This is a genomic window from Dyadobacter endophyticus (assembly GCF_014641595.1).
Taxonomy (GTDB): Bacteria; Bacteroidota; Bacteroidia; order Cytophagales; family Spirosomataceae; genus Dyadobacter; species Dyadobacter endophyticus.
Genome location: NZ_BMIA01000001.1, coordinates 2,286,165 through 2,306,246 on the forward strand (window position 1 = coordinate 2,286,165; position 20,082 = coordinate 2,306,246).

At 52.9% G+C, this 20,082-nt stretch carries 11 protein-coding genes; 1 reads left to right on the forward strand and 10 read right to left on the reverse strand.

Going from position 1 to position 20,082, the window contains the following annotated elements; genetic code table 11:
• Positions 1–46: 46 nt before the first annotated feature.
• Complete coding sequence (locus IEY24_RS09415; RefSeq protein ID WP_229221707.1) at positions 47–1,756, forward strand: alpha-L-fucosidase; 1,710 nt, start codon at positions 47–49, stop codon at positions 1,754–1,756.
• A gap of 58 nt (positions 1,757–1,814) precedes the next feature.
• On the opposite strand, the gene IEY24_RS09420 is transcribed toward IEY24_RS09415, so the two are convergent.
• The 10 genes from IEY24_RS09420 to IEY24_RS09465 all read right to left on the reverse strand — a co-directional run bounded on the left by IEY24_RS09420 (position 1,815) and on the right by IEY24_RS09465 (position 19,963).
• Entirely contained in the window at positions 1,815–2,756 is a 942-nt protein-coding gene (locus IEY24_RS09420) for a sugar phosphate isomerase/epimerase family protein (protein ID WP_229221709.1), read from the reverse strand.
• Between the two features lie 11 nt (positions 2,757–2,767).
• On the reverse strand, positions 2,768–5,635 hold the full coding sequence (locus IEY24_RS09425; protein ID WP_229221719.1) for a PQQ-dependent sugar dehydrogenase: 2,868 nt from the start codon (positions 5,633–5,635) through the stop codon (positions 2,768–2,770).
• A 106-nt stretch (positions 5,636–5,741) separates the two neighbouring features.
• Entirely contained in the window at positions 5,742–8,687 is a 2,946-nt protein-coding gene (locus IEY24_RS09430) for a TonB-dependent receptor domain-containing protein (RefSeq protein WP_188930969.1), read from the reverse strand.
• A gap of 203 nt (positions 8,688–8,890) precedes the next feature.
• Entirely contained in the window at positions 8,891–10,075 is a 1,185-nt protein-coding gene (locus IEY24_RS09435; protein ID WP_188930971.1) for a FecR family protein, read from the reverse strand.
• A gap of 233 nt (positions 10,076–10,308) precedes the next feature.
• A complete protein-coding gene (locus IEY24_RS09440) occupies positions 10,309–10,869 on the reverse strand; it encodes an RNA polymerase sigma factor (protein ID WP_188930973.1) in 561 nt (186 codons plus the stop codon).
• A gap of 199 nt (positions 10,870–11,068) precedes the next feature.
• The gene (locus IEY24_RS09445) at positions 11,069–11,671 is read right to left on the reverse strand and encodes a DinB family protein (protein WP_229221721.1); all 603 of its coding nucleotides are present in this window, start codon (positions 11,669–11,671) and stop codon (positions 11,069–11,071) included.
• A 216-nt stretch (positions 11,672–11,887) separates the two neighbouring features.
• Positions 11,888–13,198, reverse strand: a complete 1,311-nt coding sequence (locus tag IEY24_RS09450) for a hypothetical protein (RefSeq protein ID WP_188930975.1) — start codon at positions 13,196–13,198, stop codon at positions 11,888–11,890.
• A 254-nt stretch (positions 13,199–13,452) separates the two neighbouring features.
• Positions 13,453–15,015, reverse strand: a complete 1,563-nt coding sequence (locus IEY24_RS09455; protein WP_188930977.1) for a glycoside hydrolase family 30 protein — start codon at positions 15,013–15,015, stop codon at positions 13,453–13,455.
• A 68-nt stretch (positions 15,016–15,083) separates the two neighbouring features.
• On the reverse strand, positions 15,084–16,763 hold the full coding sequence (locus IEY24_RS09460; RefSeq protein WP_188930979.1) for a RagB/SusD family nutrient uptake outer membrane protein: 1,680 nt from the start codon (positions 16,761–16,763) through the stop codon (positions 15,084–15,086).
• 17 nt (positions 16,764–16,780) lie between these two features.
• Positions 16,781–19,963, reverse strand: coding sequence for a SusC/RagA family TonB-linked outer membrane protein (locus tag IEY24_RS09465; RefSeq protein WP_229221723.1), 3,183 nt, complete (start codon positions 19,961–19,963; stop codon positions 16,781–16,783).
• Positions 19,964–20,082: the final 119 nt, after the last annotated feature.

Here is a 20,082-nt window from a genome sequence, read left to right on the forward strand (position 1 = left end):
AGCATTGATTTGAATTTTTATGATGATGAAAAAAACAATACTAGGAATGTTACTGGCGGCATTTGCGCTACCCGGATTTTCTCAAACCGAAATGCCGAAAGCGCAGCGCCTGAAATGGTGGCAAGACGCCAAAATGGGCCTCTTCATTCACTGGGGGCCCGTCTCCCGCATCGGCAAGGAAATCAGCTGGTCGCGAGAAGGCTATGGCAAGGCCAAATACGACTCGCTCTACCGCGGCTTCAACCCTACCCGCTTCAATGCCAAAGAATGGGTAGCACTCGCGAAAGCTTCGGGCATGAAGTATATGGTGCTCACGGCCAAGCACCACGACGGCTTCTCGCTTTTTGATACCAAAACCAATGATTACAACATCATGCACACGCCATTCGGCCGCGATGTGTGCAAGGAGCTTGCGCAGGCTGCGCACGAGGCCAATATGCCCATCGGCTGGTACTTTTCAGTAGCCGACTGGAAAGACCCCGACTGCCGTAATCCGCAAACGAACGGCATATTCGCCGACCGTGCACTCGAACAGGTACGCGAGCTATTAACCAACTACGGCAAGATCAGCCTGCTTTGGATCGATTACGAAGGCTGGCCGACGCCGGTTGAGCCTAAAAAAGTATATGATCTGGCCAGAAAACTCCAACCAGAAATCATTATCAACAACCGCCTGGAACCATTCACACCCGACGAATCGCACGCTTATGTGGGCAAATACGCCGACTATGCTACGCCCGAGGGTTTTGTGGCCGGTTACGGAAAAGTACCCTGGGAAACCTGCACCAATATGGGCCACCAATGGGCATGGAGGTTCGGCGACACGCCCCGCAGCCTGAAAGAATCGGTGCACACCCTGTTGCGCTGTGTAGGCGGAAACGGCAACCTGCTTTTCAACATCGGTCCGGATAGCACCGGCATTTTCCCCGCCGACTTTGCAGCCCGGGCCCGCGAAATGGGCGATTGGATTGCGAAGAACCGGACTGCCATTTACAATACTAAAGGCGGCGTATTCACCCCCGCTCCCGACTATGTGAGCTCGTATCGTGGCAAACAAGTGTTCGTCCATTTGCTGAATGCGGATAAAACCACCCTCACATTGCCGGCCATTCCCGCCAAAATACTGAGCGCAAAGCTGCCGGACGGCACGCCGGTTCAGTTCACACAAAATAATAAAAGCATTGGCCTCGCCTACCCCGCAGACAAAATCGACCCGATCGCGACGATTGCCGTATTGACGCTCGACAAAGACGCTTCGACGATCGCGCCGACCGTTCCGCTGCCAGCCAGCGGCTCGCTCGCTTATGCCCACAAGGCCACAGCTTCAAGCGCGGTAGGGCAGTTTTACCACGACGCGGCATCCGCATTTGATGATAACCCCAAAACAGCCTGGAAGATCGGGCGGCGGAAGGACGTCGATTTCTCGAAATATTATGGTAAAAACCTGCATTATCAGTCGCCCGAGATCATGGCGTTGTATGAGCCAACGGGCTGGCTGGAAGTAGATCTGGGCAAGCCGGAGACCGTAGGCCGCATTAAGCTGGGCGAATCCAGGTACGGAAAATCGGAGATCAAAAAGTTTGAAGTGCTCTATTTAAAAGGAAATCAATGGGTTTCGCTGGCGCAGGACAGCAACATGGGTGACTGGGACAAGACCATCGCACCCGTGAAAGCCCAGAAATTCAGGCTGGCCATTCAGGATTACCACGGCTATTTCGGCGTGAACGAATTTCAACTATTCCCCCCTAACCCTTAAAACAAGCACACGCCCCGGAAATCCGCTGGCGTGTGCTTTGAAATCCTGGTCAGAACCCTCAGGCCAGGATTTTTTGCAGGTTTTTATAACAGGTTTCTACCGTTTCGAAGCCCGGTGCGAGGTCGTATTCCACGAAGAAATATTTCAAACCGGCGATTTGCGCAGCTTCGAAAATGCGTTTGAACTCCACGACGCCGGTTCCTACGGCAGTAATGGTGGCAAGATCTGCCTTAATGTCTTTCACGTGCCAGAGCGGGAAACGGCCCGGATGCTCCTTAAACAGTGCTACCGGATCTTTTTTGGCTTTGGTAGCCCAGGCCAGGTCGAGCTCCATTTTCACCAGGTCCTTATCGGTTTGGGACAATACCAGTTCGTAAGGCGTTTTGCCGCCATCCACGGGATCGAACTCCGTTGCGTGGTTGTGGTACGCGAATTGAATGCCGGCTTTTTTCGCTGCTTCACCGGTTTTCTGGAACACTTCAATGGAGCTTTTGATCTCGTCGCTTGTGCCTACGGGCGTGCTTGCGCATACGAGGTAGCTCAGGCCGGCGGAGGCTGCGTCGTCTACAAGTTCCTGGTAGTTATCCCGAAGATTTTTCATCGGCGGGATGGTAATGGGCTTGCCGTCGGAGCCAACCGGCAACTTACGCCCGGGAGGCATTTTGAACGGTGCGCCTAGTGCGTGATGTGCGCGCCAGGTCATGCCGAGACCTTCCACCAATGCTTTGAACTCCTTAGGCTCATAGCCATAATACTTGCCCCGCGTGCTGAATGCGGATTCGATTTCCTTGTACCCGATCTTAGCGATCTGCTCCAAAGTACCTTTCGGGTCGGTATTCATTTTTTCAAAAACCGTGAAAAGCTGGATACCGGCTGGTTTTTCGGCCAAAGTAATGCCTGCCTGGCGGGCAGCTTCGACCAACGAGGGCGCCAACAGCGTACCGGCGGCCATTGCACCTGCACGGGTGAGGAAATCCCTCCTGTTTATGTTAAACTTCATATTTCAATTAGTTATGGTTTGTTTTTGAACTTGATTTTAGAGAACGACATCAGCGGCTCGATAGCCTTAGCTTCGGCGTTCCGGAACACGAAATAAATGTCCTGCTTGCCGGTCGTAGGTTGAATACCGATTCGAACAGGGGGCTGCGAGAAGCGTCGTGGAGGCGCCGGTGCCGGTTTGGCAGTCGATGCTGCGGCAGCACCCGATCCTTCCTTTTTCGCGCCGTTTTCCAGCTCGGCCATCATTTTAGCGACGTCTACCGGTTTGGCTACGGCGAGTTTTTGCTGGCCGATCAACGTGCCGGTCGGCGAACCCAGGCGAATTTCGATGGTTCCTCCCACGCTGCCTTCGCGTTGCTGGGCGGCGGCATTCAGTTCGAGGGAATCGATGCCCGTGAGATCAATGGCCGGGAATGCGATGTAGCTGTTTTCGAACGCGACCACGGCAAAGCCTTGTCCGGCTACACCCAATGCTTTGGTTTCGACACCTTTCGTGACAGGTGCTTCGGCCGCATTAAGCTCCGGACTACGAAGCACGATCATTTCCTCGGTGGTTTGGGCGGGAACGGCTTTCGTGGTGCCCACAGGACGGTCGGTGTAGGCCGCGCGGATGATTACGGAGCCTTTCCCGTTGTCTGTTTTCGGGATCTGGGGGGTGTATTGCCCTTCCAGCGGCAATGTCGAAAGCGTTTTTTCGGTACTGTTCAGAATGTATTTGACGATTACTTCGGCATCAGCTACGGGCAACGCAGGGTGCGCTGCCATGGCTACTTCGCCCCAAACGCCCGATCCGCCTTCGCGCACTTTCTTCACCAGTTTGTCCAATGCGCCCGGGTCAGCTTTGTATTTGTTCGAAACATCGGCAAATGAAGGCCCTACCGACTTGGTGTTCGGCTGGTGGCACACTTTGCAATCGCTTTTACTCATTAATGTCTGTGCTACTGCGAATTGCGTCGTCGCATCCACGCTGCGCTGGCTCTGGGCCACTTCGGCATAGTCAAACCCTTCGGCGGTATAGTCGATACTTACCGCCACCTGCCCTGCTTTGATTTTGCCGTCGGCCGTGCTGCCATCTTCCTTATCCGTAATACCGACCGCGTAACCGATCGGCTTTTTAGGGAAGAAAAATGTGCTGTTACCGTCGAGTTTGATCGCCACTTTCGGCGGCTCGTTACCGGCAATAATGCGTACGGATTGGCTGTTGCTGGCACCTTTGGCATCGGTAACGGTCAGAGTGGCGGTGTAAACGCCCGCTTTATCGAATTTTACCGCAGGGTTTTCAGTACTAAAAACCTTTGGCGCAACACCCGGACTGGTTACTTTCCAGCTGTATTTCAATGCGTCGTTATCGAAATCCTTCGTGCCTTTGGAGGACAAAATTGTTTCGAATGGCACCGTCCCACCCTTTTTCTCTGCCGATGCGGCTACTACGGGCTTGCGGTTTCCGCCATTGTACTCAATGCGCACCAGCCGCGAATTGTCGCTTTTGCGGAACCAGTTGCTGCCGTATTCGAGGATGTACAAATCGCCATCCGGCCCGAATTTGATATCGATCGGCTGCACCGGGTGATAGCTCGGCAATACGCGCTCCATCGATTCGTAATCGCCCTGCGCATTCATCGTAATGGCCATGATCCAGCCGCGTGAGAAGTCGGCGGCGATCCATTTGTTTTCGTAATAAGCCGGCCACGGACGTTTCGGTGCCTTGAAATCGGAACGGTGGTAAATAGGACCGCCCGTCGCGCTGCGCGAGCCTGAGCCTACCTGCGGGAACTTCTCCGAAACGCCGTAGGGATAATATATGAAGCTCGGGGCGGTCGGGAACAGTTCCTTCAAGCCCGTATTGTTCGGCGAGATGTTCACCAGGTTTTTAGGGTCTTTCTTCTCGCCGGGTTTATTATTGCCATAATCAAAAACCGGAAACGCCTGATCGTTGCCTACAAACCACGGCCAGCCGAAGTTGCCCGGCTTACGCGCCTGGTTCAGTTCGTCGTAGCCTCTCGGTCCGATCTCGGAATCCTCGTTCGCATCCGGTCCTACTTCGCCCCAATAAATGAAGCCCGTCTTGCTGTCGACCGAGATGCGCCATGGGTTGCGGTGGCCCATTGAATAAATCTCAGGGCGGGTCTTGGCGGTGCCTTTCGGGTAGAGATTACCCTCCGGAATGGTGTAACTACCGTCCGGTTCGGGATGAATGCGGAGAATTTTGCCCCTCAAATCATTGGTATTACCGGCATGTCCCTGGTCGTCCCAGCTTTCTCGGCCGGGGCGTTCGTCGGTTTGGGCGGCTTTGTCATTACCGGTGTTGTTGCCGACAGTAAGCAAAAGGTTGCCGTTTTTATCCCACGTCATACCGCCACCCGTGTGGCAGCACACTTCCCGCTGGGTAGTTACTTCGAGCACCACTTTTTTTGAATTTTCGACCAGTTGGTCGCTTACCAGGTCCCAGCGTGCCAGAATGTGCTTTTTCTCCGTCGGATGGGCATAATAGAGGTAAATCCAGTGGTTTTTGGCAAAGTTCGGATCCAGGGTAATACCCATCAAACCCTCCTCGGCCTCTCGCGAGACGCCCTCTTTGCTCACATATTTGGTATTGACGGGGATCGTCGTGATGAGCTCGGTGGTGTTGGTCGACGGATTGTACTTTTTCAAAGCGCCTTTACGCTCGATAATGTAGGAACTGCCGTCGGGGAGCACTTCGAACGCCATCGGTTCATCGAGGTTATCGGCCAGGACAACAGGCGTGAACCGACTTTCATCAGGTTTGGTGACGGTGTCCTGCATCGTGAATGCAGCAAAGGCGGCGACTGTGATCAGTTTGGCGGACCAGCGCACCGACGAAACAAGGCTTTTGCGCGGAATCGGGAAAGGTTTAAGCATAGATATGTACATCAAAATGAACCATTTAATATATGACCTTCATTGAATTCGCATCAAAAGCGGAAAGCAGGGGAAGCCTCCCCCGCCCTCCTTTTCATCCATCGTATTAAAACTCGTAAGACAACGAGAGCCAAAAACTCCTCGGGAGAATCGTGCGTCCCGGCATCATTGTTCCTTTTTCCACGGCAGCGAAGTTGCGGAACTGGTCGCCGCGCACATCGCCTTCCGTCAATACTCTTGCATTGAGCAGGTTATCAACCCAGAAACGTGCATTGATCGCCTTCGTAAAGTTGTACCCGGCACCACCTTTCATGAGCACATAAGCTGGCAGCTTGTAGCTATCGCTCGGTGCAGTAAAGCGGGAACCGATGTAGTTTCCTGCGAGGTAAATGTTAAACTTCTTGTAATCGTAAGTCGCCGACAATTCGGTGTTGAAAACGGGGACGCGTTCCGTTCTTTTGCCTGTGAAGCTGTAAGTAGTATCGCCCAGAATCGCCACAATGGCGTTGTTGGTATTGGTGTTGGCGGTATAATCTGTGTATTTCGAATCCTGCAAAGTACCCGTCCAGCGAAGGCTCAGGGCTTTTGTCAGCTTGTAGGACGCTTCGAACTCAGCGCTGTAAGTGCGCGTGGAGCCGAACGCTACGAGCACCTGGTTACCCGAGGAAATGGTCGGTACTGTAATGGACAACGACACATTCTTGATCGCGGAATAGCTGGCAGAAGCAAACAGTGAAAAGTCGTTTTTCGCATACTTCACCCCCACTTCACCCAGGTACACAGGACGTTTCTTGATCCTCGCCGGATCGTACGCGGTGGCGTTGTAATCCGCGATGGTGGGTGCATTGTAGGCGCGTGTGGCACGTGCGAACAAGGCCGCCTCATTGTTGACTTTGTAGTTCAAACCAGCCGTTGCCGCCCAGTTGGTGATGGTTTCCGAATAATCGGTGTGACCCGCGATCGTCAGGCCTGCCCCTCTCGTGTAATCGGGTGTGCCATCGGCTTTGAATGCGTAGAATGGACGCTTGCCTGAAACATTCTGGTTATCGATGCGTGCTCCGAGGTCAAGGCGCCATTGGGGATTCAGTGTGATCTCGTCCGATGCATAGGCTGATAATGTGCGGGTGTCGCCGATCACCGTTACAAGGTTGGTGGCCGTGATTTTGGCCGCCGTTGGCGAGGTCAGCAGTCTTTTAGGATTTTCTTTAAACTCCTGCTGGTAAGAGAAGTTATAGTTAGGTCCGTCGTTGCGGTTGAACTGGTGAATACCTGCGCCGAAGCCAACGCTATGGTTGCTGATCGTCTTTTTAAAATCCAGGTAATCAACAACCTGAACATCCTTACCCTCCTGGCCGATGCCGGTCACATTCACAATCCTGTCGCCCGCTTTCAAACCGGCCTCTGAGCCATCGAGGTAATAATAAGGTGTCGTTCCGTTGTAGGTTGTAATGCTTGCCGGAATGCCCGCAGTAACGGTGCGGTTGGTGTGCTGGTAGCGAAAATTGTTATTCACCTCCCAGCCATTATCCAGCAGGTAATTGAACTGGAAACCGCCCGACCCCTGCTTGGTGTGAATGCCGTCGGAAAAATCATAATTACGTGTCACGCCGCTGGCATCGGTATAACTGAACTTGGTATCGATCGTCGCCAGCGACTGCGTAACCATGTCGAAATTGCCGGTTTTGGTGGGCTTACCTGTGCCGTCGTAGGGATAGAAGCTCGTCAGCATCCACTGTACTTTATCATTCAGATACTTCCCGTACAGGCGCACGAAGCCTTTCTGGTTTTTGAAATTGAAAGTCATATTACCTTTCAACTGACCGCCCTGGTTGGCTGTATAGCCCGGAGGCACAATGCCTTTATCGGTGCGGAAGAAGCCGCCGATGTTGTACCGGATCTGGTCGCTTACCTTGCCGCCTACATTACCGTCGAGGCGGTACAAGCCTTGTGAAAGGCCGGTCGTGGCTTTGAATTTGCCGTAAGTTTTATCCGCACCGGTGTAGCTAAGGTTGTTGATCACCGCGCCGGGCGTGTTAGCCATTACAATCGACGCATTACCCCCGCGCACTGCTTCGATATTCTTAATCGTCAAATCTGTTTTATAATACTGGTCCACAGAAGGAATGGAATTGAAACCTGTGGGCAGTACGGGCAGCCCGTCTTCCATTATTCCGAGGAAAATATAGCCGCCCTGCTGCGGGAAACCGCGTACCCACACGTTGCCGGGCCCGTCGCCTCCAGTACTTTCCACCGTCAGGCCTGGGATAGCTTTCAGGAGGTCGGTACTGTTCAACGGCGCGCGGGTTTGAATGTCTTTATTATTGATAGTCGTAATGGCTACGCTGCTTTCGATCTTTTTCTTCGGGTTACCGCCTGTCACGACGATTTCCTGCAATTGCAGAATGTCGTCTTTCATTTCTATATTCAGCTGCACGTCCTGGCCTGCCACCTGTATTTCCTTCTTAATGGCCGTGAAACCAATGCTCGTCACGTTCAATGTATAGGTACCGTCCGGAATATCGGCGAAGCTGTAAGTTCCGTTAATGTCGGTCACCACGCCGAGGTTGTTGTGGCTGAGGATCACGGTGACGCCGCTGAGCGTCTCGCCCGCCACGTCGGTAATCTTCCCCGAAACGGTATACCCCGCCGCCCGGCTGCGGATGCCCGTCGTAGGCGCTACTGCCGACTTAGCGGACCGGCTGATGATGATCAGGTTGTCCGTCACCCGGTAATGCAGCCCGAGCGGTTTCAATGCTTCATCCAAAACCTTATATAATGGTCTCTGGCTTGCCTTAATGCTCACTTTTCGCCCGCTGCCAATCATTTTCGCGCTGTAAACAAACTTGCCGTTCACCTGTTTTTCCAGATTTCCCAGCACATGCTCGATCCCCTGCTCCTGGATATCCACCGTCACTTTTTTGGACAAAAGCGCCTGCGCGTTGCCGTCCGTCGCTTTGGCAGTACCAAGCGCCCACAACCCGACAAGTAAAAACTGGCACAGCGATATCCGCATCACATTGAAAATAAATTGAAACTTAAAAGCTTCTTTCATACATTTGACTGTTTTATTGAGGTTAGATTTTGATAAAACAATCCCCGTTATCCTTCTTAGGACGGATAGTATTTGCGGTCGAAAACAAATATGGGGATTCATGAGGGTCGGGCATGTTGGTAGCATTGTCCGACTCTTTTTTTGTGGCTACTTTCTTCTATATACGCATCGGCATCCGGGTTTGGTTGGGTTAAACAGGGTTTCTAGCTTTTACAGCCCCTACTGTAAATGACAATCTTGCCGTCGAGCACTTCGTACCTCGCCTCGATCACCTCGCAGAGAATGCTCAGTTTGCTGAACATCGGCTGCCCGCCGAGCGATGCCGTTACCGGGCACCCCTTCATGACATCACGGTCGAAAATGATGTCGATCTGGTAAGCCTCTTCGATGTCGGTGAGCACGGAGGAAGCGGGTGTATTTACAAATTCGAATGTCTTCGGGTTATCGGAAGGCACGATTTCCGGATTGTCGCTCAGCGTCCTGCGCATTTCGCTGCTTGCATGCTCGAAAATGAGCTTCTGGTTGGGCGTGAGTACCATGCCGTTCGGCGTTTTGGCCTGGGCATTTTTGCGCGCCGCAAATTCCTTTTGTTTAAAAACTGAAACTTTTCCTTCCCGCACCTCTACCAGCGTCTTGTCTGAAGCATCCTGCGCCCGCACGAAGAAGCTGGTACCCAGCACTTTGGTTACCAAGTCCGTCGTATGTACCAGAAACGGCCTCTTCGGATCCTTGGCCACCTGGAAATAGGCATCGCCCGACAAGTATACAATACGCTGATCCGGTTGAAATGTTTCAGCAAAGCTGAGCCGGGATTGCGGGTAAAGCACCACTTGCGTGCCGTCTGCGAGTTTGATAACCTGCTGTTTCCCGGAAGTATTCACCCGCTCCACCAGCCCCTTACCCGATACCAGCCCGTTATAGCCGTCATTGAAGCGATAATACCGCCATCCGATCCACCCCAAACCAATCGCCAGCACCAGACAAGCCGCCACCCGAGTCCAAAACGCCGACCCAAACCACACGCTACGCCCGGATTCACTAACAACACGCGACTCGTTGAGTTTCAATGGCTCACTGACAATTCGCTCCTCCCTTCTTCCATACTCCTTTTCCTCCGTCCTCAAACCCAGCAACTTCTCCGTTCTGACGCGTTCCAAAAGTCCCTGTATTTCCAGGTCGATCTCCACTTCGTCAATTTCCGTACGGTAATGACGGTACACGCCGTCGAGCAGCTTGTGGGCGCTTCGAATGTCGTCTGCCTGCAAAGGGTTTTCGTCGATATATTGCTTCCAGAATACCGCATCCGTAGCTTCCTGATGCCGTACCCAGCCCTGAAAACGGGCGTCGAGAACGAAATCTTCAAGGGTGTATTCCTGGTACTGATCCATGTTATAATTGTTTTCTAACTATACATAGGCAGGGGTCGCATTGGAATAATCAAAATATTTCAAATTTTTTTTAAAAGGGAGGAACGGAGGAAAGGGAGGAGGGAGGAAAGGGAGGAGGGAGGAAAGGGCCTCCGGCTGGTCTATACTGCGATGGCGTCTTTGCAATACCGACCGGCCGGAGGCCTGCGAATGGGGTGTGCAAATCAGGAGACTTGCACGAGCGCACGAACGCTTTACAGTCGATCTTTCAGCTCCTGGATGGTGCGGTAGAGCAGGTTGGCAACGGCGGGACGTGTGATCCCCATTACCTGTGCGATGGCTTCATTATCCATACTTTCAAAAAAACGGAGGTAAATCACCTCCTGCTGGCGGCGCGTGAGCAGGTTTATTTGCTGATTGAGCGTTTTGAGCATCGCTTCATTGGTTTCGATCTCGATGATATGCTCTTCAATGGAAGCGTCTCCGGTGGTTTCGGCAGAAAAGTCCAGTTCATCCCCGTCGTTAATCCATTGCTGCCGCTGGCTTTCGCGGTAGATTTTCCGGCGAAGAGATTTAAGCAGGTAAAATTTTACAAATTCAGTATCCCCGATCGTCTCGCGCTTGGCCCAAAGTTCCATGAAAAGATCCTGGATGCAATCTTTTACAAATTCACGGTCACGTGAAAACTTGGCCCCATAACTGAACAGGCTTTTGTAGTAATGCCGGGCTATCTGCCCGAACGCCTCATCATCCCCGGCACGAAACGACTTCCACAAGTCAGCGTCATCAGCATTGTTGTCGGGATTGGATTGCATTCAGGAGCGGTACGTCAGTTGTAACGGGAATGCAATCCTACACGTTTTTATATAATTAAACAATTTTTATTTTGGGTGAAAGGAGGAAGAAAGGGAGGAGGGAGGAAAGGGGGGAGGGAGGAAAGGGAGGAGGGAGAAAAGGGAGGAGGGACTATCCCTTCCTCCTTCCTCCCCTTCCTCCTTTCACCCTTCCTCCCTCTTACCGTGGATACGACGAATGGCTTTTCACTTTCAGGATCTGCCGCAAATGCCGGTCTGTGTGGCCCCATTGGTAAATGAGCACCTGGTGCATGTTGCGCGGGTCGGGTGTGCCGGTCAGCTCGAAAATAGCCCGCATATCGGCTTCGCTGGTGCGCACAAAAGAGATACTTTGCTCCCGGCCTCGCAGGAAAAACGTCAGGTTGTCCTTTCCTTTGATAAACCCGGTTGGCTTCGCGATTTCAGCGGCTTTGTGAGGGTTCGGCTCCATGATGAATTCCTGGTAATAGCTGTCTGGCCGCGTGGTTTTGATCAGCTCCGGTTGCGGCTTGTTTCTTGTCCCGATGCTAAGCTCTCTGAACCAGACAATCTCCCAGAGCGCCAGATGCTCCACCACTTCGGCAATGGACCAACGGTCGGGCGACTCGCGGAATGCCCATTGCTCGGGCGTGAGGTTTTCCGTTTCCTTCACCAATGCATCGCGTGTGCGGATCAATTGATCGATCGTGGACTGTTTGTCAGCTGCGGTCCAGAGCTTTTCCTGGCCGAAGCATTGCATGGCCACACAGAGCCAAACTAGGGTAAAAAGTGTACTGATTTTCATAGCTTTTGTTTTGTGAACGCTTGTTCCGCAACAAATGGCGGCCGGCTTTTCGGGAACTGCCGCGACCATTGTCCGGAATGTGGCCACAATGCTATTTCTTTTTACCTGCTTTGACAATTTTGATTATCCAAAGGCGTAAAAACAGGGTATTATACGTGCTTTTCAGTGATTTAACGGCACCATATTATTTGCTTTCCCGGGAAGGAAATGGGTACGCTATTGGCTCAAATAGGGTGGTAAGATATGCCGGAGCGTCGGATTATCTAGCAGGCTGCGCAAGCGGACGGAATCGGGGTAAGGTATTTCAAATTGCGGTTGAACCAGCACCGACGGGTCGCCCGTTTTCAGGTACTTGCGCACGTTCGATTCCTGTTTCACGGAGAGGCCGTACGACGTGCGGACATTATGCATTTCCAGATCGCGGCGAGTGACGTGCCCCCTGATGAATACCACGAAAAACACTGCCCCAATCCAGGTAATATACCAGTGTTTCAGCGTAATTTCCATAAAACGTGCTGCAAACCAGGCACCGCCGATCAATCCGATGGTAAACAGCTCGGTGTAGCGGGAAGAGACGGTTTGCATCGCCTGTCCGCGCCCGTATGCGATCGCGAGCGTCTGTGCGAGCGACCACATCACGCATCCGGCCATGAACAGGTCCGCCCGGGAGAGCGTGCGGTTCCGCAAAAACCAGGGTACCATCACCACAGCAGGAGCCCACAACGCAATCGCAGCAGGCCAGCTTTTCAGCACCGGCCAGGCCAGAATGTACCGCAACGCCTTACGTAGCTCGACAACGCTCCGGGAGCGGTAAATGTGGTTGGCTTCGATCTGTGGCATCAGGAAATACCCGGCCACGGATAAGCCAATGAGCACAGCGGCAAAAGCCACGTGTTTCCAATTGAGCTGCCGCTTTTGAAACCCTTGCAATGCATACACGCCCGCCGCCGCCAGGGGCGTAAGGATGCCAGAAGCCATCGTCAATACACTCAGCCACGACAGTACCAGCACGCCAGCCATCGCCACGAAACTGTCGGGATAGCGGGAGACCAGTATGAGGGCCAAAAGTGTAAAAATGATGAGGAAATAAAACTGGCTTTGAAAGCCGATCAGCAGGTTTTCGAATGCAAATGGCAGCGAAAACTGGGCGATGATCACAATCAGCACCAGCCAGCGCAGGCCGTGCAACGCCTTTTGCCGCATTAGAAACAGCAGGATAATGAGCGGAATGCAAGCTGCGACAAGGATGTTCACCCGCGCCTCGACCAGGTTGTCCCATACGCCTGTAACACTGAAAATCAGCAGCGACAGCAACCGCGTGGGAAAAATGCGGTGCTCGTTATGCGGCTCCCACAGGTCATGCAATTTCAGCCGGCCTTCGATCCACGGTCTGAGCAGAAAATCCCCCTCGGCATCCCACTGGTCCCAGAAGGGCAGTCGGATCGCGAAGGTTTCGACCCAATATAAACGGGCTGCTGCGATAACCAGCAGCGTTGCAAGCAATGCAAGGATATTTCTTGTGGGCATAAATATTTTAGAGAATTTGCTGCAATGCCTTCGCCACTTATTTTGGCCGTCTCGTACACGAGTTGTCCCGTCGTATAACGGATTTCAACGGATACAATTTGATTTAGGTGAGTAGTTGGATCAAAATTAGGTTGTAACTATTACATTACAAAATGGCTGTACAGACGAAAACGGGCCGATCCCCAAAGAACCGGCCCGCCCGAAAAGTCCGTCCAGGACTACCTGTCCAGGATACCATATTGAACACTACCCACTTACATTTTGCTGGTAACGGTAACAATGCTCCGCGCTTTTACCGAAATATTGCCGTTCGGACCGCTTACCTGTACAGGCGCGAGGTCACGCTCGGCGGAAGTTTCGTAAACCCTGGTCGCCACCGGCTTCTGGCCGGATCCGAGCGAGAGCTGAATCTCCCGATCCTGATTGTCGTTGTTCACGATCACGGTTACCAGTTCATTATTTGTATTTAAATAAGAAGAAACCAATAGCCCGTCGGTACCGAGGCTGCTCGATGCCTCCACCCTCTTAGCGCCCGGACGCACGAAACGACTGAAATTACCCAATGCCCAAAGCATTTTGGATGACTGGAAACTACCGTCGGTTTTGTTTTTATCAATGTATACCAACCCATCCTTGTAGTCGTAAGGCGAAACGGAAAGCCACCAATGCCAGGCCGTGGCATTCGCATAGACGAGGTCGTTGTGGATCACTCTGGCAATGTACAGACCGGAAGTGATGCTCAAATCGCGGCCCTCACCCTTTATTTCGCCATCGTTATCGCCCAGAATGCAGTATTCCGTCTGCCAGTATTCCAGCCCCGGTACCGTCGCAAGCCCGCCCGCAAGCTGTTTTCGCTTGTCAACGGCGGTTTTATAAGGGGAAGTAGTGAAATAGCTGTGCCCCGAAATCGCCGGAACCACATTAGGAAGGTTACCAATGTATTCGGAGCTGTTTTTATCAAAGAAAGCTGCGATCTGGCTCGCACGTCCCGGGCGGTTATGCTCCGAATAGAGATATTCGAGCTGCCCGGCTTCCGCCACATTGATTTTGGTCGAAAGGTTCTTTTTCAGCAGCGAAGCGCTTAGCGAGCGGGTAATGGCTGCCACCTGGTTGTTGAAATACGGCGTTCCTTCCTGGCCGCCGTCACTCCAATCCCACTGTGGCTCATTCACCGGGCTCACGTACTGAAACGTAATGCCGGTTTTCTTGCGCACGCCGTCGATCACATCGGCCAGGTAACCAGCAAATTTATCGAACTGCTGGGAGGCAAGGTTTGGCTGGCCGTTTGTGGCATAACCTTTTCCGTTGGTCGTAAACTGCACCGGCGGGGTATTTGGGAAAAGTAAAAACTCGCCTACACCGCGTTCCCTGGCCGCATTGAGGAACCAAACCTGGCCGGCTTGCTTGTTCCAGTCATAACCTCCGTCGTTGGCAAAAAACGATTCCGCACGCCGCCACTCATCGCGGATACCGCTCGCATCGCCCTGCTCGGTGGTACCGCCACCGGCATTAAACCGCCACAGCGACAGGCCAATGCCTTTCAGACGACCGTCGGCGAGCGTGTCTTTGCTGAAAAGCAGATCGGCGATCCCGTTCTTTTTGGCCAGCGGCCAGTTGCCTACAAACTGGCATGCCCAGGCATCGGAACCACCGAAATTTCTGATCGTTTGATAAGTTTTGGTTGGATCGATGCGGATCGTCACCGTTCCGGCAGCCGGCTCGTTGGTCTTAGCAACGGGGTCGCTTCCTTGGCAACTGATGGGTGCAGCCATGAGCAACCCCAGGAACAATGTTCCGAGGTTTTGAGAAATTTGCATGAATTGGTCTGTCAGGGAATGGATAGAAAAAGAACTCCCGGCGACTGAGGCGCCGGGAGTGAAGGATATTAATAGCCCGGGTTCTGTTCGAGCTTGTTATTCGAAGCCTGGATCTCGGTACGCGGGATCGGGAGCCAGTATTGCTTGTCGGCGAACTTGCGGCCGGTAAGCGCTTCCTTACGGGCATAGGTAAACGCGCTGCCGCTCTTGCCAATCTCGACGCCATAAGCAGGCACGTTTTCGGTCGTGCTTGCGATTTTCCAGCGGCGCACATCGTAGAAACGGTGCTCTTCGAATGCCAGCTCGATGCGGCGCTCGTTGCGGATACGCTCGCGCATTTGCGCCTGTGTGAGGCCCGCGGGCAATGCAGGCATGCCCACACCCGTACGTTGGCGGATCGCATTCACAGCCGCGTACACGGTTGCATCCGGGCCCGAGGCTTCGTTTTGCGCCTCGGCGTAGTTCAGCAGGATCTCAGCATACCGGAAGTAAATCCAGGTCTGCGTTCCGGCCACGTCCCAGGGGTTGTCGATCGGCAGGTTGTCGTTCATGAATTTCTTCAGATAATAGCCTGTCTTGGACGTATTCCAGTTCGAAGGTCCGTCCTTGCTATCCTTTCCTCCCGGTGTGAAGGTCTCCACGGTGCTGCCGCGATATGAGGCGCCATTGTAAAGAATAGTGGCGTAAAAACGTGGGTCGCGGTTTTTGTACGGGTTTTTCGGGTCATAGCTCGTGTTGGCATCGGTAATGCGCGTACCGTCCAGCATTTCGTAGTCGTCCACCAGGTTCTGCACCGGCACGTTACCGCCCCATGCATTGTAGCCATTCGGGCCGTTCGAAATTTCGAGGCACACGTGGCGCGCGCCTACCGCGTACAAACGGCCGAAAATGATCTCCTGGTTATCGGTAGTCGTGAAAAGATTACCATATCCGCCGGTGTAGAGCGAGTATTTGTTCAAATCCATCACCGCTTTGGCCGCTGCCGCTGCCTGCTGCCATGTTCCTGCATTGTAAAGCGGACTTGCAGCATAAAGTGCCAGACGCGATTTCAATGCCAATGCAGCGCCTTTCGTAGCACGGCCGAGCTTCCAGGTACTGTTGTCGTTCGATGCGGGCAGTAACGCGACTGCTTCGTCAAGCTGCGCGATCGCATAGTCCAGACCCGCTTTAATCTCCGATCGCTGGAACAGCTCCGGGCTCGTCAGGTCATCGCTTACTTGGTACACTTTATCCCCCAGCAGCACCACTTTACCATAATTACGCAGCAAATCGTGGTAGCGGAATGCACGGATGAACTGCAATTCGCCTTTCAAACGGCTGCGGCGGGCAGCGCTCATCGGCACCGCGTCGATATTTGTCAGCGCGTAGTTAATCTCGCGGATACTACGGTAGCTACGGCCCCAGAATGTCCCTGCGATACCGGTGTTTTCCGGTGCGATCTGCCCGCGCTGGATCAGCCAGGTGTTATCATCATTGTTATAAATTGATTCGTCGGTAACGGAAGACCACAGCGCATATTCAAATCCGCGGCCAAAGCCGGGCAAGGTGCCTTCCGCTTCCTTGTCGGCCAGGCGGACGCCCATGTAGCGGTTCGTAACATATGCTTCGAAAAGTACGGAGTCGGAGAGAATGGAGGCATCGGACACACGGTCGGTGGGAACGACATCCAGGAAATTCTGGTCGCACGCAGACAGCGAAAGCATCATCGCTGCGGCCAGGGCTGGTAATGTGAAGCTCTTTATTTTCATGTTAATCATGATTTCAATTAAAATTTGATATTGAGGCCCAGGTTCAGAATACGTTGCTGCGGATAGAACTGGCCGCTGTTGCTGTTGCCTTCCGGATCGTAATCTTTCACACCCGTGATCGTGAATAGGTTAAATGCACTCGCATACACTCGCAGTGACGCGATTTTAAGCCTCGACAATGCGTCTTTCGGCAGTGTATAACCCAATTCCAGGTTTTTCAAACGAACGAACGACGAGTTGTTCAACCAGAAATTATTGGCATACAAACCACCGTTGATCGACGAAGAAGCACGGGTGTCGACACGCGGGAACGAGCCGTCAGGATTTGAAGGGCTCCAACGGTTGTCGGCCCAGCTGCTGTAAAAGTTTCCTACCTGGCCCGATTCGGGCAACACATACTGGCTTACCATGCCCTGACCGGAGAATACCAATGACAGGTCGAATGCATCGTAACCCGCATTGAACGTCAAACCGTAAGTCAGCAGAGGCACATTGCCGTATTTGCTGCGTACCTGGTCGTCGGCGGTGATTTTGCCATCCTTATTGTAGTCTTCCAGGATCAAATCGCCCGGCTGCGCGCCTTGTACGTGCGGGTGTGCATCCAGGTCAGCTTGCGTGCGGAAGATTCCGAGGGTATTATAAAGCAGGTTGGTGTAAAGCGGCCCACCTGTCTGGCGCTGATAATCAAGCGCGCCGGGAGCTTCGTCGATGAAAATCACCTTGCTTTTGGCATAGGTAATGTTTCCTGAAATGTTGTAGCGGAACTTGCCATTATGGTTATAGCCCAATGTCGCTTCCACCCCGGTGTTGTTCACTTTTCCAAGATTTTCGTCCGGCACCAATGGGGTATTGTCATTGGTTTTGTAAGGGTTTACGATACCGGAAGTATTTGGTATAGAAGCATTTCTCGCCGCCAGGATGTCCGATCTCTTTTGGCTGAAATAGATCACTTCGATATTGAAATTTTTCAGGAACACCGCATTCAGACCGATATCCAGCTTCTTGGAAGTCTCCCAGGTAATGTTCGGATTGGCTATCTTCGTAAGGTCGATACCCGGAGAAATCACATTGTTGCCCAGCACATACTGGTTCACGAAGGAGTAGTTATTGTAGAACTGGAATTGGCCCACATTATCATTACCCAACGTACCGTAAGAAGCACGTAATTTCAGGTCGTCGATGAAATTAACGCTGTTTTTAAACCAATCTTCTTCCGAAATGCGGTAACCTGCCGAAACCGACGGGAAGAAACCATATTGCTTGCCTTTCGGGAAAACCGATGAGCCGTCCACACGCGCCTGCACTTCTGCCAGGTATTTTTCATTGAAATTGTATGCGAAGCGCCCGATGTAGCTTCGGCGGGTGAAGTTGAAGCTGCTACCCGAGTTGTTCTTGTCGGTCGCCGCCGCACCACCCTGTGAAAGTTCAGGCGTGGAGGTAGTCGGGAAATTGATCCGCGTTGCACCGAATTTGGCCTCATTACGCTTGTTTTGCTCGTAAGCCACAAATGCATTCACATTGTGCTTGCCGATCGTTTTGACGTAGCTCAACCGCAAGTTCTGCGTAAGGTTGGTAATATTGAGCTGCGACTGGTCAATCGACGCCGCGCCGGCCGACCCGCCGGTAACTACGCCGGAGTAAGCCCCGGTTGTCTTATTGTAATTATAGAGCGTGTAAGGCGTGCTGAACGACTTCGAGAAGTTGAACGATTTATCCACCGAGTAAAACCCGTCCACCGAAAGGCCGTCCACAAACGGAAGGTTATAGTTCGCACGCAGGATACCATTGAAGACGGACGTCGGGTTGCTGACAGTACCTCCCATGTTAGTCCCCAGTACAACGGGGTTCTGGTTCTCCACGCCCGTCGAGTAGTAGCCGTTTGGATATTGCGCGATAACGGTTGGATAGGCCCGGTAAATCGAACGGAATGTGTTTCCTGCCGACGAAATCGGGAAAGCGCGGTTCTCCTGACGGCCAGAAACGCCCAGACTGACCTTGAAATCTTTGGTCACATTGGCGTCGATATTCGAGCGGAAATTATATTGCTTGTATTTCGTAGCGCCATTTTTGTACAAACCATCCTGGTAAATCGTCCCCAGTGACACGTAATACTTCACATTGTCGGTACCGCCGTTGATCGCCAGACTATGCTGATTCTGCAATGCGAAGCTTTTGAGGGTTTCCTTCTGCCAGTCGGTATTCGGGTAATTCAAAGGATCGGAACCATTGCGGAACTTCGCGATCTCGTCCGCTGAATAATGCTGGTTCATCCCGCCCGCCGGGTTGTTATAGTAATCGATCTCATTCATGATCGTCGCATACGTAGGCGCGTCGGCCAGCTTAGGCAGGCGTGTAGGCGATGAAAAACCCTGGTTGAAGCTGTAAGAAATGACCGGCTTGCCCGTGGTACCGCGCTTGGTGGTGACAAGAATCACCCCGTTCGCCGCACGGCTACCATAAACAGCCGCCGAAGCGTCTTTCAGGATCGAAATGCTCTCGATGTCGTTCGGATCGAGGCGGTCGAGTCCCCCAACCTGGCCGGGAATACCATCCACGACGATCAGCACATCGTTATTTCCGGTGGTAGCGAACCCGCGCACCGTGTAGCTCGACCCATCATAACCCGGCTCACCGCCACGGTTGTTGGCCACAAAGCCCGAAAAACGGCCCGCGAGCGAGTTGGAAAGGTTGGGTTGCGGGCTTTTCACAATGTCGGCCCCTTTTACTTCCGAAACCGAGCCAGTTAATGTGGCCTTTTTCTGGGTGCCGTACCCTACCACCACGATCTCTTCCAGCGTCTTGTCGTTGGGAGCGAGTTTCACATCCAGCTGCGAGCGGTTGCCCAGCGCGATTTCCTGGTTCAGGTAGCCGATGTAGGTGAATACCAACGTCCCGCTGCCGTCGGGCACGTTGAGCGAATACTTGCCGTCCACGTCTGTCGTAGTGCCGGTAGAAGTGCCTTTCAGGATCACACTAGCACCAGGCAGCCCTTCGCCGGTTTCGGAAGTGACCGTTCCTTTCACGTTAAATGGGTTTTGTGCAAACGCCGACAAGGAGGTTAACGCGAGGAACAGCAAAAAACACGCAGTGCGCAAAGTCGCCGGGAGGGCTTGCCGGGCGGGCCGGCTGACGGTGTACAGGGCCGCCCGGAGGGTTGGTCTAACGGTTGGCCGAACGCCTTCGTAAAGAGTTTTTTTCATACAGCTGTAAAGTTGAATAATTGGATGCCGGATCAGCTCATAAGGGGGCGGCTTGACTGGATCCGGCCAATCTTGATTTAATCATAAACCGGGGTACCGCCCGCCGCTTTTATAAATTG

What these genes read in the sequence shown, in the direction of transcription:
- IEY24_RS09415 (WP_229221707.1), top strand. Translation starts at nt 47, where the DNA reads ATGTTACTGGCGGCATTTGCGCTACCCGGATTTTCTCAAACCGAAATG.
- IEY24_RS09420 (WP_229221709.1), bottom strand. Translation starts at nt 2,756, where the DNA reads ATGAAGTTTAACATAAACAGGAGGGATTTCCTCACCCGTGCAGGTGCA.
- IEY24_RS09425 (WP_229221719.1), bottom strand. Translation starts at nt 5,635, where the DNA reads ATGCTTAAACCTTTCCCGATTCCGCGCAAAAGCCTTGTTTCGTCGGTG.
- IEY24_RS09430 (WP_188930969.1), bottom strand. Translation starts at nt 8,687, where the DNA reads ATGAAAGAAGCTTTTAAGTTTCAATTTATTTTCAATGTGATGCGGATA.
- IEY24_RS09435 (WP_188930971.1), bottom strand. Translation starts at nt 10,075, where the DNA reads ATGGATCAGTACCAGGAATACACCCTTGAAGATTTCGTTCTCGACGCC.
- IEY24_RS09440 (WP_188930973.1), bottom strand. Translation starts at nt 10,869, where the DNA reads ATGCAATCCAATCCCGACAACAATGCTGATGACGCTGACTTGTGGAAG.
- IEY24_RS09445 (WP_229221721.1), bottom strand. Translation starts at nt 11,671, where the DNA reads ATGAAAATCAGTACACTTTTTACCCTAGTTTGGCTCTGTGTGGCCATG.
- IEY24_RS09450 (WP_188930975.1), bottom strand. Translation starts at nt 13,198, where the DNA reads ATGCCCACAAGAAATATCCTTGCATTGCTTGCAACGCTGCTGGTTATC.
- IEY24_RS09455 (WP_188930977.1), bottom strand. Translation starts at nt 15,015, where the DNA reads ATGCAAATTTCTCAAAACCTCGGAACATTGTTCCTGGGGTTGCTCATG.
- IEY24_RS09460 (WP_188930979.1), bottom strand. Translation starts at nt 16,763, where the DNA reads ATGAAAATAAAGAGCTTCACATTACCAGCCCTGGCCGCAGCGATGATG.
- IEY24_RS09465 (WP_229221723.1), bottom strand. Translation starts at nt 19,963, where the DNA reads ATGAAAAAAACTCTTTACGAAGGCGTTCGGCCAACCGTTAGACCAACC.